The organism is Pseudomonas sp. GW458-11-26-14-LB4, assembly GCF_059423925.1.
The window spans coordinates 124,117-139,820 of record NZ_JBWKYU010000006.1; the positions used below are offsets into that span (position 1 = coordinate 124,117).

A 15,704-nucleotide genomic window follows, 5' to 3' on the forward strand; every position below is an offset into this window, starting at 1 on the left:
TTGAATCCCTCTACTTCTGACGCCATTAATTTGATGGCACTCTTGTAGACAGAATCACAGCAAAGGTCATGCCGTCCAACAGGCATAAACGACAAAGGCCCCGATGAAGGGGCCTTTGTGTTTTTACATCAACGACTTATCAAGCGAACGGATGACGCAGAACGATGGTTTCGTTGCGATCCGGACCCGTCGAAATAATGTCGATCGGCGCGCCGATCAACTCTTCAACGCGTTTGATGTAGGCACGAGCGTTGGCCGGCAGCTCTTCCAGGGTTTTGGCACCCACGGTCGATTCGGTCCAGCCCGGCACTTCTTCGTACACAGGCTGCAGGCCTACGTAGCTGTCAGCGTCAGTTGGAGCAACGGCGTTGCCTTGTGCATCTTTGTAGCCGGTGCAGATGTTGATGGTTTCCAGGCCGTCGAGTACGTCCAGCTTGGTCAGGCAGATGCCGGAGATGCTGTTCACATCGATAGCGCGACGCAGGATAACGGCGTCGAACCAGCCGCAACGACGGGCACGGCCGGTGGTAGCACCGAACTCGTGACCTTGCTTGGCCAGGTGCGCGCCCACTTCGTCGAACAGCTCAGTCGGGAATGGACCCGAACCTACGCGAGTGGTGTAAGCCTTGGTGATGCCCAGGATGTAGTCCAGGAACATCGGGCCAACACCCGAACCGGTCGCCACGCCACCGGCGGTGGTGTTGGAGCTGGTCACGTACGGGTAGGTACCGTGGTCGATGTCGAGCAACGAACCTTGGGCGCCTTCGAACATGATGTCTTTGCCGGCGCGACGCAGGTCGTGCAGCTCGGCAGTCACGTCCAGCATCAGCGGCTTGAGCAGCTCGGCGTATTCCTTGCACTCGGCCAGAGTCTTTTCGAACTCGATGGCAGGCTCTTTGTAGTAACCGACCAGCATGAAGTTGTGGTAGTCCACCAGTTCACGCAGCTTGTCTTCAAAGCGCGGCATGTTGAGCAGATCGCCAACACGCAGGCCGCGACGTGCAACCTTGTCTTCGTATGCCGGGCCGATGCCGCGACCGGTCGTACCGATCTTCAGCTCGCCGCGGGCCTTTTCACGGGCCTGGTCCAGTGCCACGTGGAAGGACAGGATCAACGGGCAGGAAGGGCTGATGCGCAGGCGCTCGCGCACCGGTACGCCTTTCTCTTCCAGCTTGGTGATCTCGCGCAGCAGGGCGTCGGGTGCAACCACCACGCCGTTGCCGATCAGGCACTGCACGCCTTCGCGCAGCACGCCCGACGGGATCAGGTGCAAGACGGTTTTTTCACCATCGATCACCAGAGTGTGACCGGCGTTGTGGCCACCCTGGTAGCGCACTACGGCGGCAGCATGTTCGGTCAGCAGATCAACGATCTTGCCTTTGCCCTCATCACCCCATTGGGTGCCCAGGACTACGACATTCTTACCCATAACACTTGTCCTCATTCGCGCAAACTTGGTGCCGGCTTCAGCCGGCAGGAAAACTCAAGAAGCCAGTGGCGATACTTGCCAAAGCCCGTTCTGCTGGATCAATTGCCGGTCGCAGTCCGCATCACGGGCGGCGGCCAAAGGTTGTCCAGGCAATGCCTGAACGACACGCTGACCCTCACTGCGCAACTGGCAAACCTGCTGCCAGAGTGCCGCATCCGTACTGTCAGGCATCCAGATACCGCCAGACGGTAGCTCGATCTCAGCACGCCCCAGGGTCACCAGGGTTTTCAAATCGGTGGAGAAGCCGGTGGCCGGACGGGCGCGACCGAAGTCGGCGCCGATGTCGTCGTAACGACCGCCCTGAGCGATGGACTGGCCAACGCCCGGCACGAACACCGCGAACACCACACCGGTGTGGTAGTGGTAACCGCGCAACTCGCCCAGATCGAAGTACAGCGGCAGCTCCGGGAAGCGCGCCGACAGACGCTCGGCGATCGCCAGCAAGTCTTCCAGTGCCGCCAGTACCGGGGCCGGCGCATTGGCCAGACGCTCGCGGGCAGCGGTCAGGACTTCACGGCCGCCGCACAGGTCGACCAGCGCGCGCAGCATGCCGGACAGATCGGCCGGCAGGCCTTCGGTCAAGGTAATGACCTCGTCGATGGCCTTGCGTTGCAACGCATCGAACAACTGCTGCTCGACTTCACCCGACAGACCGGCCGCCTGGGCCAGACCGCGGTAGATGCCGACATGCCCGAGGTCCATGTGCACGTCCGGCACATCGGCCAGTTGCAGCATCGCCAGCATCAGGCTGATGACTTCGACGTCGCTGCTCGGGCTGGCATCGCCGTACAACTCGGCACCCAGCTGGATCGGGCTGCGCGAGGACGACAAGGCACGCGGCTGGGCATGCAGCACGCTGCCGGCGTAGCACAGACGGCTCGGGCCTTCGCGACGCAGGGTGTGCGCATCGATGCGCGCCACTTGCGGCGTGATGTCGGCACGGAACCCCATCTGCCGGCCCGATTGCGGGTCGATGACCTTGAAGGTACGCAGATCCAGGTCCTGGCCCGCGCCGGTCAGCAGGGATTCCAGGTACTCGATATGGGGAGTCACGACAAACTCGTAACCCCAGCTCTGGAACAGATCCAACACCTGACGACGCGCGACTTCAATGCGCGCCGCTTCCGGTGGCAGTACTTCTTCGATGCCATCTGGCAGCAGCCAGCGGTCTACCGTTGCCATTACGCCATTCCCCTTAGATCCGGGCGGCCAGCCCGAGGGCGAGCCTTGAGTGAAGCAGAAAATGACCGGCCCGTTCAAAACGCACGCGCATGAACGACGCGGCGAAAGGCCTGTTACCGGCTTCGCCCATCACTTTCCTCGAAAAACTGTCGGGCCATTCAACCCGATCTTCTGCAACAAAAACAGCAATCAAACGTGCAGACGCAAAAAAGCCGGGAATTTCCCGGCTGCCGCATCATACACACGTTTTCCCAAAGGATCACCCCGCCCGAGGTTTTAGCCGCCGGGCGGAATGATTCAGGTCAACGTCGTATCAAGGCTTGGACTTTTCCAGGTAACGGAAGAAGTCGCTGCTTGGGTCGAGGACCAGGACGTCGGATTTGTTCGCGAAGCTTTCACGGTAGGCACGCAGGCTACGGTAGAAACCGTAGAACTCCTGATCCTGACCGTAGGCCTTGGAGTAGATCGCAGCAGCCTGGGCATCACCGTCACCGCGAATCTCTTCGGATTCACGATAGGCTTCAGCCAGCAGCACGCGGCGTTGACGATCGGCGTCGGCACGGATGCCTTCGGCCAGCTCGTTACCCTTGGCGCGGTGCTCGCGAGCTTCACGCTCACGCTCGGTGCTCATACGTTCGAACACGCTGCGGTTCACTTCTTTCGGCAGATCGATGGCCTTGACCCGGACATCGACCACTTCGATACCCAGCTCTTTCTCCGCCATCTTGTTCAGCGACGCGGTGATATCGGCCATCAGCGCATCGCGCTCACCGGATACCACTTCGTGCAGGGTGCGTTTACCAAACTGGTCACGCAGGCCCGATTCCAGACGACGGGACAGACGCTCGTCGGCGATCTGCTTGAGGCCGGACGTTGCGGTGTAGAAGCGCTCGGCATCTTTAACGCGCCACTTGGCGTAGGCATCGACCATCACGGCTTTCTTTTCCAGCGTCAGGAAGCGTTGTGTCGGTGCATCCAGCGTCATCAGACGCGCGTCGAATTTACGCACCTGGTTAACGTAAGGAACCTTCACATGCAGACCCGGCTGAACGTCAGCCTGAACCACGCGACCGAATTGCAGCAACACCGCGCGCTCGGTCTGAGCAACGATGTAGAAGCAGTTCCAGCCAACCAGTACCACGACAACGCCAACGATCAGGGCGATCAGCGATTTATTGCTCATCAGCGGGTCTCCCTTGTGCGCGACTGCGGCACGTCAGTGACATGCGGCGTGACGTCCGTGTTGTTGCTGGCGGCAGCCGAACCGGTGACCGGTGCATTGCTGCCCGAACTGTTCTGAATCATCTTGTCCAGCGGCAGGTAAAGCAGGTTGCTCTGGCCGTTCTTGTTGCCGGTCACGAGAACCTTGCTGGTGCTGCTGAAGACTTCCTGCATGGTGTCCAGATATAGACGCTGACGAGTGACCTCGGGCGCCTTGCGATACTCGGCAACCAGCTTGGTGAAGCGATCCGCCTCACCCTTGGCCCGCGAGACCGTTTCGTCACGGTAACCGTTGGCATCTTCGAGGATGCGCTGGGCCTGACCACGGGCTTCTGGCACCACGCCGTTGGCGTAGGTTTCAGCCTGGTTGCGCGAACGCTGCTCGTCTTCACGGGCGCGGATCACGTCATCGAAGGCTTCCTGCACTTCACGCGGTGCCGCTGCGCTCTGTACGTTGACCTGGGTGACGGTGATACCGGTGCGATAGGTATCGAGGAAGCGTTGCAGACGCTCCTTGATCTCGCTGGCCATCAGCTCACGACCTTCGGTCAGCACCTGGTCCATCGCGGTGGAACCCACCACGTGGCGCAGCGCACTGTCGGTCGCATGTTGCAGGCTGATTTCCGGCTGGTCGACGTTCAGCACGAAGTCCTGCAGGTTGCTGATCTTGTACTGCACGGTCAGCGGCACTTCGACGATGTTCTCGTCTTCGGTCAGCATCTGGCCCTGCTTGGTGTAGGCACGCTCACGCGTGACGTTCTCCATGTACTTCTTGTCGATCGGCGGGAAGTAGATGTTCAGGCCGGGACCGACAGTCTCGTAGTACTTGCCGAAGCGCAGCACCACGGCTTGCTCCTGCTCGTCCACGACATATACCGCGCTATACAGCCAGACGGCCGCCAGCACGACAAGGCCGATGCCGAGCAGGCCGCCGAAGCCGCCGCTCTTGCCCGAGCCACCACCGTCATCACCGCGTTTTTTTCCACCACCGAACAACCCGTTCAGGCTTTCCTGCAGCTTTCGGAAGGCCTCGTCGAGATCCGGCGGCCCCTTGCGGTCGCCGTTGTTGCGACGCTTGCCACCCCAAGGATCCTGATTGTTCGAGTTGCCACCCGGCTCATTCCAAGCCATAGCGCTCTCCATCTGATAAAGCAAAGACGCACCCACGGCGCGCCGACCAATGCTACAGAATGCCTGCCGTTGCGGCACAACCGCTTTGCCAGGCTTTTATTGCAAAGTGTGTTGCTCGATGAACTCCGTCGGCACAACGCCTTCACGACTCACCAGTCGATTGAGCTCCGAGCGTGGCAATCGAACGGCCAGCAAGCTGACCCCTTCTTCGTCGTGTTCTTCTTTCTGTACCGCGCCCAGTTCGAAGAACTGCGCACGCAGACGCGCGAACCGCTGAGGCAGGCGCAAGGTTCCCACGAACAGGTCGCTGCCCAACAACTCGGCAATCGCCTGCTCGAGCAATTCCAGACCGGTGCCATCACGCGCAGACAGCCAGACCCGCTGGGGCTTGCCGTTTTCATCGCGCTGGATTTGTGGCTCAACGCCTTCAAGCAAATCGAGTTTGTTATAGACCTCGAGGATCGGCAAGTCCTGGGCACCGATCTCGCCCAGCACTACCATCACCTGCTCGATCTGCAACATGCGATCCGGTTCGGCCGCATCGATCACGTGCAGCAGCAGATCGGAGTTGCTCGACTCTTCGAGCGTAGACCGAAATGCCTCGACCAGTTTGTGTGGCAAGTGGCGGATGAACCCTACCGTGTCGGCCAGGACAATCGGCCCCAGGTCGTCCAGATCCAGACGGCGCAGGGTCGGGTCGAGCGTGGCGAACAGCTGGTCAGCCGCGTACACGTCGGACTTGGTCACGTTATTGAACAGCGTGGACTTGCCGGCGTTGGTGTATCCCACCAGAGACACGGTAGGGATATCCGCACGCGAGCGGCCACGACGCGACTGTTCGCGCTGGCTGCGCACTTTTTCCAGACGGCCCTTGATCTGGCGCAGGCGAACCCGCAGCAGTCGCCGGTCGGTTTCGAGCTGGGTTTCACCCGGGCCGCGCATGCCGATACCACCACCTTGACGCTCAAGGTGAGTCCAGCCGCGAACCAGCCGGGTGCTCATGTGGTCAAGCTGGGCCAGTTCTACCTGGAGCTTGCCCTCATGGGTACGGGCGCGTTGGGCGAAAATATCGAGAATCAGACCGGTACGGTCGATCACGCGACACTCGAAAACACGTTCGAGGTTACGTTCCTGACTGGGCGTGAGGACGTGATTGAAGATCACCAGATCGGCTTCTTCGGCGTGGACCAGGTCGCGCAGTTCCTCGACCTTGCCGCTGCCAATCAGGTATTTGGCGGTTGGCCGATGACGCGGCACGTTAAAAAACGCAACGGTCTCGGCGCCAGCCGAATTTGCCAGTTCCTGAAACTCCTGCGGATCTTCGCGCGCCTCAGGGTCCTGTCCATCCAAGTGAACGAGGATGACTCGTTCACCACCACCGTGGCGCTCAAAGAACAAAGGAGACTCCTATCAGGCGTTACCTGGCTCAGCGTCACCTGCTTCGGATTCGGTTGCGCTTGGCAGACGAATTGGACGAACCGGCACGACTGTAGAGATAGCGTGTTTGTAAACCATCTGGCTGACGGTGTTCTTCAGCAGGATAACGAACTGGTCGAACGACTCGATCGTGCCTTGCAGTTTGATCCCGTTCACCAGGTAGATGGAAACCCCCACTTTCTCTTTACGTAAAGTATTCAAGTAAGGGTCTTGTAGCGAATGCCCTTTTGACATGTGCCGCACTCCTTTAAGGATTCAATATAAAAAATAGGTAAACAGATGGCTTTTGCCGCCACACCCCCAAGGATAGACGGCAATTGCAAGGACTCAGCTCAATATGGAGATCGTCCCAAGGTATTTCAAGGCGCGTGGCAGATTGTCGCAATCCAGACTGTCGAGCCAGTGTAAATCTTTCCAGCTGCGCAGCCAGGTGAACTGGCGTTTGGCCAATTGGCGCGTGGCGATGATGCCCCGCTCCTGCATCTCGGCCGACGTCAGCTTGCCATCCAGGAAGTCCCAGACCTGGCGGTAGCCTACCGCACGTATAGACGGCAACCCGGCATGCAGGTCACTTCTATTACGCAGGGCTACGACCTCGTCGATGAATCCCTGTTCCAGCATATTTGTGAATCTTTGTTTAATGCGCTCGTGCAGTACCTGCCGATTAGTTGGAGCAATCGCCAGGTTCGCGACAGTATAGGGCAATTGTTGCAGTCCCGATGCGGCCGCTTCGGTACTTTGTACAGATTGTTTCAGCCGCAGTTCAGTCATGCTCTGACCGCTGACCCGGTAAACTTCCAGCGCACGACTCAGTCGTTGTGGATCGTTCGGATGAATGCGTGCCGCAGACTCCGGATCGATGACCGCCAGTTGATCGTGCAGGGCCTGCCAGCCAAGGCGTGCAGCCTCTTCTTCGATTTGCGCGCGAACCTCGGGATCGGCCGCCGGCATGTCCGCCAGACCTTCGATCAAAGCCTTGTAATAGAGCATCGTGCCGCCCACCAGCAGCGGAATTTTTCCGCGTGCGGTGATCTCGGCCATGGCCTGGAGCGCATCGCGGCGGAAATCCGCTGCCGAATAGGCTTCGGCCGGGTCGAGAATGTCGATCAACCGGTGCGGAAACTCGGCCAGCAGTTCTTTGGACGGTTTGGCGGTGCCGATGTCCATGCCGCGATAGACCAGCGCCGAATCGACGCTGATCAGCTCGCACGGCAGTACCTTGGTCAGCTCGATGGCCAGATCGGTCTTGCCCGCAGCGGTCGGGCCCATCAGGAAAATCGCTGGAGGAAGCTGGCTCATCAACGACCGCGCAGGAACAGTTTGTCCAGATCGTCCAGGCCCAGTTGGGTCCAGGTCGGTCGGCCATGGTTGCATTGACCGCTGCGCTCGGTATTTTCCATGTCGCGCAGCAGGCCGTTCATTTCCGGCAGGGCCAGGCGCCGGTTGGCGCGGATCGCGCCGTGGCAGGCCATGGTGCCGAGCAATTCGTTCAGATGTGCCTGGATCCGGTCGCTGGTGCCGTATTCCATCAAGTCCGACAGCACATCACCCACCAGACGGTTGGCTTCGGCCTGCTTGAGCAGGGCCGGAATCTGCCGGATGGCCAGGGTTTCCGGGCCAAGGCGCTGCAATTCAAAACCGAGGCGCTGGAACCACGCCGCATGTTCTTCGGCGCAATCGGCCTCGCGCTGACTGACCGCCAGGGATTCCGGCACCAGCAAAGGCTGACCGCTAAGGCCTTCGCTGGCCATGGCGATCTTCAGACGCTCGTACATGATGCGCTCGTGAGCGGCGTGCATGTCCACCAAAACCAGGCCTTGGGCGTTCTCGGACAGAATGTAGATGCCCTTGAGCTGCGCCAGCGCATAGCCCAGCGGCGGAATGTCTTCCTGACCGGCTGGCAATGCATTGGCGTTGGCCTCGGGCAGCGGCGCAAAAAACTCGCGGTACGCGGCCTGGGCCTCGGCTACCGGCACGCTCGATTGCGGACGCGGCGTGTATTGATACTGATAAGCCCCGCCAGCGCTGGCACCCGACGAGGTATTGAACGCCGGTTGCGCCTGCGGTTGCTCCAGCAACGCATTGGCCGCCAGACGCATTTCGCCCTGCGGCCCGAACTCACCGGCTTCAAGGCCGGTTGGCCGGACGATCGCGGTGGTGACCGAACCGGCAAGCTGATCTTCCGGCCTCACATCGCCGAGGGCACGGTGCAAGGTGCCATAAAGGAAGTCATGCACCATGCGCCCGTCACGGAAGCGCACTTCGTGTTTGGTCGGGTGTACGTTGACGTCTACTGCTGCCGGGTCGACCTCGAAAAACAGCGCGAACGTCGGGTGCCGGCCATTGAACAGCACATCGCGATAAGCCTGACGCACCGCGTGGGCCACCAGTTTGTCGCGCACCGCACGGCCGTTGACGAAGAAATACTGCAAGTCCGCCTGACTGCGGTTGAAAGTCGGCAGACCGACCCAACCCCACAAATGCAGGCCATTGCGCTCGATCTCGATCGGCAACGCCTGCTCAAGGAAGCCCGAACCGCAGATCGCCGCCACACGCCGTGCGCGCGCCGCGTCATCGTGGGCTTCGTGCAGGCTGAGGATGGTCTTGCCGTTGTGACGCAGATGGAACGCCACGTCGAAACGCGCCAGCGCCAGACGCTTGATCACTTCTTGCAGGTGATCGAATTCGGTTTTTTCAGTCTTGAGGAATTTGCGTCGCGCCGGGGTGTTGAAGAACAGGTCACGGACTTCCACCGACGTGCCGACCGGGTGCGCCGCCGGCTGCACGCGGGGCGCCATGTCACGGCCTTCGGTCTCGACCTGCCAGGCCTGATCGGCATCTCGGGTGCGCGAGGTCAGGGTCAGACGTGCCACGGAGCTGATCGATGCCAAAGCCTCGCCCCGGAAACCCAGGCTCATTACTTGCTCAAGGTCTTCCAGGTTGCGGATCTTGCTGGTGGCGTGACGCGCCAGGGCCAGCGGCAGGTCATCGGCGGAAATACCGCTGCCGTCGTCACGCACACGCAGCAGTTTGACGCCGCCCTGTTCAACATCGACGTCGATACGTTTGGCGCCGGAGTCGAGGCTGTTTTCCAGCAGCTCCTTGATCACCGAGGCCGGGCGTTCGACCACCTCACCGGCGGCGATCTGGTTCGCCAGCCGCGGGCTGAGCAGTTCGATGCGCGCAGCGTTCAGGACCTGATTCATTCTTTGGACGCCAGTTCGGTGCCGGGAATGGTCAGGTGCTGACCGACTTTCAGATCATCGCTTTTCAGATTGTTGGCGCTGCGCAACGTGGCCGGCGAAATCTGGTAACGCACGGCAATCATCGCCACGGTTTCACCCGGACCTACCCGGTGATCACGCGGCCCCTGAGCAATCTTGCCCGAATCACGCAGCCAGGCGATGTAAGTGCCCGGTGGCGGATTCTGCTGGAAGAACTGACGCACGCCGCTGCTGATCGAACGCGCCAGCGCCTGCTGGTGGCTCGCTGCCGAGAGTTTGTTTGCTTCGTTGGCGTTGGAGATGAAGCCGGTTTCCACCAGGATCGACGGGATGTCCGGCGATTTCAGCACCATGAACCCGGCCTGTTCCACGCGCTGTTTGTGCAGCGGGGTGACCCGGCCAATGTTGGTCAGGACTTTCTGGCCGACGTTGAGGCTGGAGGTCAGCGAGGCGGTCATCGACAGGTCGAGCAGAACGCCGGCCAGCATCCGGTCCTTGTCATCGAGACTGACGTTGCCGGCACCGCCGATCAGGTCGGAACGGTTTTCGCTGTCGGCCAGCCAACGGGCGGTTTCCGAAGTGGCGCCACGGTCGGACAGGGCGAACACCGACGCACCGAACGCGGCCGCAGACGGCGCGGCGTCGGCGTGGATCGAGACGAACAGGTCTGCGCCCTTCTTGCGAGCAATCTCGGTACGGCCGCGCAGCGGGATGAAGTAGTCGCCGGTACGGGTCAGTTCGGCGCGGAAGCCTTTCATGCCGTTGACCTGACGCTGCAACTCGCGGGCGATCTGCAGTACCACGTCTTTCTCGCGCTGACCGCGAGAACCGGACGCACCCGGGTCTTCGCCACCGTGGCCGGCGTCGATCACCACAATGATGTCGCGCTTGCCGGCCGGGGCCGGTGGCAGTTTGATCGCAGGCTCGGCCGGGGTGACCGGCACCGCAGGCACGGTCGCAACCGTTGGGGTCGGCGCAGGTGTCGGCGGTGGTGCGGCGTCAGCCGGGTTGTCGAACAGATCGACCACCAGACGGTTGCCATATTGCGCATTCGGCGCCAGCGAGAAACTTTTCGGGGTGACGGCTTTTTTCAGGTCGATGACCACCCGCAGGTCGGTCGGCGTACGTTGGGCCGAGCGCATGGCGGTGATCGGCGTATTGGCGGTCTGCACATTCAGCGGCGCGCCGAGGGTGGCGCCGTTGATGTCGATCACCAGACGATCCGGCGCGGTCAGCGTGAAGACGCTGTGTTGCACCGGGCCTGTCAGGTCGAACACCAGTCGCGTGTTGTCCGGCGCCCGCCACAGGCGCACGCTGTTGACCTTCGTCTCGGCCACAGCGTTGACGGTTACTGCCATCAACATCAGTCCAGCGGCAGCCACCAACGCGCGAAAGCGCATACCTAACCCCATCATTCAATTGGTTTCCAATGCCAAAGCGGCACACCAGGCCTCGCCGCGCGAGCCCTGGGATAAAATGGTCAGCGAACGTCCGCTGTCTTGCGGGCTAATGGTAATGGTCAGGTCAGGCTTTGGCAAAAAGCCTGCACCTTTATCGGGCCATTCGATCAGGCACAGGGCGTCGTCTTCGAAATAGTCGCGAATCCCGAGAAACTCCAGCTCTTCCGGATCGACCAGGCGATACAGGTCGAAGTGAAACGCCCGGACGTCACCGATCTCGTAGGGCTCGACCAACGTGAAGGTCGGACTTTTCACCGCCCCGACGTGCCCCAGGCCGCGAATGATGCCCCGCGACAGCGTGGTTTTGCCCATCCCGAGGTTGCCTTCGAGAAAGATCAGACCATGGCCCTGGGTGATACGGGCGATGCGTGCGCCAAAGTCGCTCATGGCCTGTTCATCGGCCAGGTACAGGGTTACTTCAGACACGGTGCATGCTCCTCCAACAACTGACGAATGGCTGGAATCAGATCACTGGCCGCCAGCCCACGGCCGAATTTACCTTGTTGCGCCCCAGCGTTGGCGTGCAGCCAGACCGCCAGACAAGCCGCGTCGAAAGCTTTCATGTCCTGGGCCAGCAGCGCGCCGATCAGACCGGCCAATACATCGCCGAGCCCGGCGGTGGCCATGGCCGGATGGCCTTGATGACACAGCGCCAGACGACCATCGGGATGAGCAATCAGACTGCCTGCGCCTTTGAGCACCACCACCGCTGTATATTTTTTGCTCAATGCCAGCGCCGCCGCTGGACGATCGGCCTGCACCTCGGCGGTGCTGATCCCCAGCAGCCGCGCCGCCTCACCCGGATGCGGCGTGATCACGCAATCATTGGGCAGACTGACAAAACCGGAGGCCAGCAGGTTCAGTGCGTCGGCATCCCATACCTGCGGCAGCGAGGCATTGGCAGCGGCCGACAACAGCGCCCGCCCCCAACTCGCCTGCCCAAGCCCCGGCCCGACCACCAGCACGGACACTTTTTCCAGTAGCCCCATCAACTGATTGGCTGAAGAGGTGCCCAGCGCCATGGCTTCCGGCACCCGGCTCAACGCCGCCGGCACATGTTCCGGACGGGTCGCAAGTGACACCATACCGGCGCCACTGCGCAAAGCACTTTCGGTGCTCAACAGAATTGCCCCGCCAAAGCCGTGATCGCCGCCGATCAGCAGCACATGGCCGAAACGCCCCTTGTGCGCCGCCGGCGTACGGGCCGCCAGACGCGGCAGGTTAATCGCGTTGAGACGTTGAGCGGCGGCTGGAATGTCAGTGAAGTTTTCGGCCGAGGCCTGCAGATCGTTAAACAGCAGTTCGCCGACGTGATCCGCCGCCGCGCCCGTGAACAGCCCGAGCTTCAGGCCGATGAAAGTCACGGTGAGGTCAGCGCGCACCGCATCACCCAGCGCATGACCAGTGTCGGCGCACAATCCGGAAGGAATATCGACCGCCACCACCGGCAGTCTGCTGGCATTGATCGCCGCGATCGCAGCGGCATAGGGCTCACGCACGTCGCCGCTCAGGCCGGTGCCGAGCAACGCGTCAACGACGATACCGCGCAACTCGCAGGACAGATCCCATGCTGCAATCGAAACGCCGTCAGCCACGGCTTCGGCGTGAGCCACGGCGGCATCGCCCTTCAAACGTTGCGGGTCGCCGACAGCCAGTACCTGAACCTGCCAACCCGCACGGTGGGCCAGCGCCGCCACCAGATAACCATCGCCGGCGTTGTTGCCGTGCCCGGCCAGCACCGTCAATTCATTCGCGGCCGGCCATTGGCGTACCAGTGCGCGCCAGGTGGCATGGGCGGCACGCTGCATCAATTCGAAGCCCGGCGTGCCGGCGGCGATCAGCCGTGCGTCGAGTTCGCGCACCTGCGCGGCACGGTACAGCGCGTCGGGTAATTGATCTTTAGTGTGCGGCATGCGTCTTCGGGCTCCGATGTCTGGCAGAATTATACGCACCTCAGCTCCGGTTTCTCTCGCCTCATGTCCGCCATCACCACAGATCTGCCTGCCCTCGCCCAATCCATCAAGGACTGGGGCCGCGAGCTGGGCTTCCAGCAAGTCGGCATCAGCGGTCTGGATCTGGCCGAGCATGAGCAGCACCTGCAACGCTGGCTCGAGGCCGGCTACCACGGCGAAATGGATTACATGGGCGCCCACGGCAGCAAACGCTCGCACCCCGAAGAGCTGGTGCCGGGCACCTTGCGCGTAGTCTCACTGCGCATGGACTACCTGCCGGGCGACACGCAAATGGCGCAATTGCTGGCAAAACCGGAAAAGGCCTACATCTCGCGTTATGCCTTGGGCCGCGATTATCACAAGTTGATCCGTAAACGCGTTCAACAACTGGCGGACAGGATTCAATCCGAGATCGGCCCGTTCGGCTTCCGCGCCTTCGTCGACAGTGCGCCGGTGCTGGAAAAGGCCATCGCCGAACAGGCCGGGCTGGGCTGGATCGGTAAAAACACCCTGGTGCTGAACCGCAAGGCCGGCAGTTACTTCTTTCTCAGTGAGCTGTTCGTCGACCTGCCCCTGCCGGTGGATGAACCCCACAGCACCGAACACTGCGGACGCTGCACCGCGTGCCTCGACATCTGCCCGACCAACGCCTTCGTCGGCCCGTATGTGCTGGACGCGCGACGCTGCATTTCCTACCTGACCATCGAACTGAAAAACGCCATCCCCGAAGACCTGCGACCGCTGATCGGCAACCGGGTGTTCGGCTGCGACGATTGCCAGATCTGCTGCCCGTGGAACCGCTTCGCCCGCCCGTCCGGCGAAAGCGATTTCAAGCCACGGCACAATCTGGACAATGCCGAACTGGCCGAGCTGTTCTTGTGGGATGAAGACAAATTCCTCAGCAGCACCGAGGGTTCGCCGTTGCGCCGCGCGGGTTACGAGCGTTGGCTGCGCAATCTGGCGGTGGGATTGGGCAACGCGCCTTCAACGATTCCGGTGCTGGAAGCATTGAAGGCGCGACGGGATCATCCGTCAGAGTTGGTTAGAGAACATGTGGAGTGGGCGTTGCGCCAGCATCTCGATGAAAGTACGTGATGCCCTCACTCACGAACTCTCCACACCACTGTCCTCACCTTCGAAGTCTAAAATCTGCGGTTGTATCTGGTTTTCTCCATCAACTTGAATCAGGACTCTCCTATCCAGGCCAGCGGCCTCGATATAGGCACTGACTCGCTGCAGAGTGGCCTCATCCAGCGGATTGTTTCGAAAGTTAAAATTGACCTGTTGAATATCCGGCACCTCAAAAAGTTCGTCTGGCAAGTGTTCAATTTCGTTATTGCGCAGATCGGAAAATGCCAGGCTTTCGCTTTCAAATAGCCCGACAGGCACCTCGTTCAGCCCCGTATCCGAGAGATAAAGACTGTCCAGGCGCCTCATGAATCTGAGGTCGGGCGACAGCCCGAGCGGGTTGTTGCTCAAGTCCAGCAGCTTCAGTTGTTCAATGTGGGCGAGGCCTTCGACGCTGGCTTCGGTGAGCCGTATGTCACAGTTGTCCAAGGTCAGCGTCACCAGTTCCCTCATCTGGTAAACCTCAACGGGAAACGATTTCAGGGCAAAGCCCGACAGGGTGAGATACCGCACACCCGGAAAACTCGCGAGAAAGGCGCTGTCTTCCAACGGGGCAGTGCTGGTCAGACTCAACTCGCGAACATGGCTGAAATCCGCCGACAAACGAGGCAGGCTGCCAAGTACATCGAGATCGTAATCCAGCGTCGATGGCGAATACGGATTGGCGCTGGTTGCCTTCCGGGACCAATTGTCCTGAAGTTCCTGTGCAAAACGCTCTCGGCTTGTTCTCTGCACGCCAATCTCGGTACTTGTCAGGGGCAACCCCGTGACCGGGTGCCGGGACGGCACCTGCCCGGCCCACGCGCCAAGATCCTTCAACAGAGTGAAGTATTCCGCTTCCAGCCGGGCCACTGCCAGCAGCGGATCACCCGTCAATCGCTCGCGGTGCATGGAAGTCCGAGCATCCTGGGCCATGGTCGGAAACAACGCTGCCAGACGCTCATCTACATTGCGCGCCAGCCCCGACGGGGCATCGCCTCGATCCAACGGGTTCCCTGATGCTATAGGGTGCCAGTACCTGCCCTCGGCGTCCGGCTCCATCAGCGGACCGGAAGCCTTGAGTTCTCTGGCGACCGTCGCGCGAAAAAGGCCGCTTTCGGTATCCCGAACCACTTGTACGAAATGATCGTCGGAAACAGCCACATACTGGCGCTGCTTGAACTCCCGAACGCCCTGCGCATCGACCTCGCCGAGATTTTTTCGGGCGGGCACCCGGTAGTCCGCGAAAGAAGTGGGCGAGGCAACTCCCGCTACTTCATTGATCGCGAAAAGCTCCACGCTCGGCCTGGGATTGGTTATCTGCGCCGTCGTGACAGGATCCGGCAGGAAAAGAGACGGTCGCGGATCCGGGCGATGCGGCAGGGCTGAGAGGGGAGAATCCCCTCTGGGCACACGATGAGAACCATCGGCAGCAGAGTCATTTATTTTGCTGGAGCCAGGTTTGATCCTGGGTGATTTGTCAGCCATGAAACTCTCATCC

The 15,704-nt window shown here is 61.0% G+C and carries 13 protein-coding genes; 1 reads left to right on the top strand and 12 read right to left on the bottom strand.

Annotation, left to right across the window (positions count from 1 at the left end):
* Positions 1-139 precede the first annotated feature (139 nt).
* From AC07XZ_RS10100 to AC07XZ_RS10150, 11 genes are all read right to left on the bottom strand, one after another.
* Positions 140-1,429: an adenylosuccinate synthase gene (locus AC07XZ_RS10100; RefSeq protein ID WP_085711159.1), complete on the bottom strand. Its 1,290-nt coding sequence runs from the start codon at positions 1,427-1,429 to the stop codon at positions 140-142.
* A gap of 54 nt (positions 1,430-1,483) precedes the next feature.
* Entirely contained in the window at positions 1,484-2,671 is a 1,188-nt protein-coding gene (locus AC07XZ_RS10105) for an ATP phosphoribosyltransferase regulatory subunit (protein WP_102686781.1), read from the bottom strand.
* 313 nt (positions 2,672-2,984) lie between these two features.
* On the bottom strand, positions 2,985-3,854 hold the full coding sequence (hflC, locus tag AC07XZ_RS10110) for a protease modulator HflC (RefSeq protein WP_007950723.1): 870 nt from the start codon (positions 3,852-3,854) through the stop codon (positions 2,985-2,987).
* Positions 3,854-5,023, bottom strand: a complete 1,170-nt coding sequence (hflK, locus tag AC07XZ_RS10115; protein ID WP_039766653.1) for an FtsH protease activity modulator HflK — start codon at positions 5,021-5,023, stop codon at positions 3,854-3,856. The genes hflC and hflK overlap by 1 nt, the downstream gene beginning before the upstream one ends.
* 96 nt (positions 5,024-5,119) lie before the next feature.
* Positions 5,120-6,421 (bottom strand): ribosome rescue GTPase HflX, encoded by a 1,302-nt coding sequence (gene hflX, locus AC07XZ_RS10120; RefSeq protein WP_007950725.1) that lies wholly within the window; start codon positions 6,419-6,421, stop codon positions 5,120-5,122.
* Between the two features lie 12 nt (positions 6,422-6,433).
* Positions 6,434-6,694, bottom strand: a complete 261-nt coding sequence (gene hfq, locus AC07XZ_RS10125) for an RNA chaperone Hfq (RefSeq protein ID WP_007902656.1) — start codon at positions 6,692-6,694, stop codon at positions 6,434-6,436.
* Positions 6,695-6,787: 93 nt separating this feature from the next.
* On the bottom strand, positions 6,788-7,759 hold the full coding sequence (gene miaA, locus AC07XZ_RS10130) for a tRNA (adenosine(37)-N6)-dimethylallyltransferase MiaA (protein ID WP_085746507.1): 972 nt from the start codon (positions 7,757-7,759) through the stop codon (positions 6,788-6,790).
* Complete coding sequence (mutL, locus tag AC07XZ_RS10135; protein ID WP_085746506.1) at positions 7,759-9,666, bottom strand: DNA mismatch repair endonuclease MutL; 1,908 nt, start codon at positions 9,664-9,666, stop codon at positions 7,759-7,761. The genes miaA and mutL overlap by 1 nt, the downstream gene beginning before the upstream one ends.
* Entirely contained in the window at positions 9,663-11,048 is a 1,386-nt protein-coding gene (locus tag AC07XZ_RS10140; RefSeq protein WP_371857334.1) for an N-acetylmuramoyl-L-alanine amidase, read from the bottom strand. Before AC07XZ_RS10140 ends, mutL begins: the two co-directional genes overlap by 4 nt.
* Positions 11,049-11,099: 51 nt before the next feature.
* Complete coding sequence (gene tsaE / locus AC07XZ_RS10145) at positions 11,100-11,570, bottom strand: tRNA (adenosine(37)-N6)-threonylcarbamoyltransferase complex ATPase subunit type 1 TsaE (protein WP_007950729.1); 471 nt, start codon at positions 11,568-11,570, stop codon at positions 11,100-11,102.
* Entirely contained in the window at positions 11,558-13,057 is a 1,500-nt protein-coding gene (locus tag AC07XZ_RS10150; protein WP_102686782.1) for an NAD(P)H-hydrate dehydratase, read from the bottom strand. Before AC07XZ_RS10150 ends, tsaE begins: the two co-directional genes overlap by 13 nt.
* 63 nt (positions 13,058-13,120) lie before the next feature.
* Between AC07XZ_RS10150 and queG the strand changes: the two genes are divergently transcribed.
* Positions 13,121-14,191 (top strand): tRNA epoxyqueuosine(34) reductase QueG, encoded by a 1,071-nt coding sequence (gene queG, locus AC07XZ_RS10155; RefSeq protein ID WP_085746503.1) that lies wholly within the window; start codon positions 13,121-13,123, stop codon positions 14,189-14,191.
* A 9-nt stretch (positions 14,192-14,200) separates the two neighbouring features.
* On the opposite strand, the gene AC07XZ_RS10160 is transcribed toward queG, so the two are convergent.
* Positions 14,201-15,691: a leucine-rich repeat domain-containing protein gene (locus AC07XZ_RS10160; RefSeq protein ID WP_102686783.1), complete on the bottom strand. Its 1,491-nt coding sequence runs from the start codon at positions 15,689-15,691 to the stop codon at positions 14,201-14,203.
* Between the last annotated feature and the right edge of the window lie 13 nt (positions 15,692-15,704).

Excerpts from the sequence above, each read along its gene's own strand:
- AC07XZ_RS10100 (WP_085711159.1), bottom strand. The coding sequence starts at position 1,429 with ATGGGTAAGAATGTCGTAGTCCTGGGCACCCAATGGGGTGATGAGGGC.
- AC07XZ_RS10105 (WP_102686781.1), bottom strand. The coding sequence starts at position 2,671 with ATGGCAACGGTAGACCGCTGGCTGCTGCCAGATGGCATCGAAGAAGTA.
- hflC (WP_007950723.1), bottom strand. The coding sequence starts at position 3,854 with ATGAGCAATAAATCGCTGATCGCCCTGATCGTTGGCGTTGTCGTGGTA.
- hflK (WP_039766653.1), bottom strand. The coding sequence starts at position 5,023 with ATGGCTTGGAATGAGCCGGGTGGCAACTCGAACAATCAGGATCCTTGG.
- hfq (WP_007902656.1), bottom strand. The coding sequence starts at position 6,694 with ATGTCAAAAGGGCATTCGCTACAAGACCCTTACTTGAATACTTTACGT.
- miaA (WP_085746507.1), bottom strand. The coding sequence starts at position 7,759 with ATGAGCCAGCTTCCTCCAGCGATTTTCCTGATGGGCCCGACCGCTGCG.
- mutL (WP_085746506.1), bottom strand. The coding sequence starts at position 9,666 with ATGAATCAGGTCCTGAACGCTGCGCGCATCGAACTGCTCAGCCCGCGG.
- AC07XZ_RS10140 (WP_371857334.1), bottom strand. The coding sequence starts at position 11,048 with ATGTTGATGGCAGTAACCGTCAACGCTGTGGCCGAGACGAAGGTCAAC.
- AC07XZ_RS10150 (WP_102686782.1), bottom strand. The coding sequence starts at position 13,057 with ATGCCGCACACTAAAGATCAATTACCCGACGCGCTGTACCGTGCCGCG.
- queG (WP_085746503.1), top strand. The coding sequence starts at position 13,121 with ATGTCCGCCATCACCACAGATCTGCCTGCCCTCGCCCAATCCATCAAG.
- AC07XZ_RS10160 (WP_102686783.1), bottom strand. The coding sequence starts at position 15,691 with ATGGCTGACAAATCACCCAGGATCAAACCTGGCTCCAGCAAAATAAAT.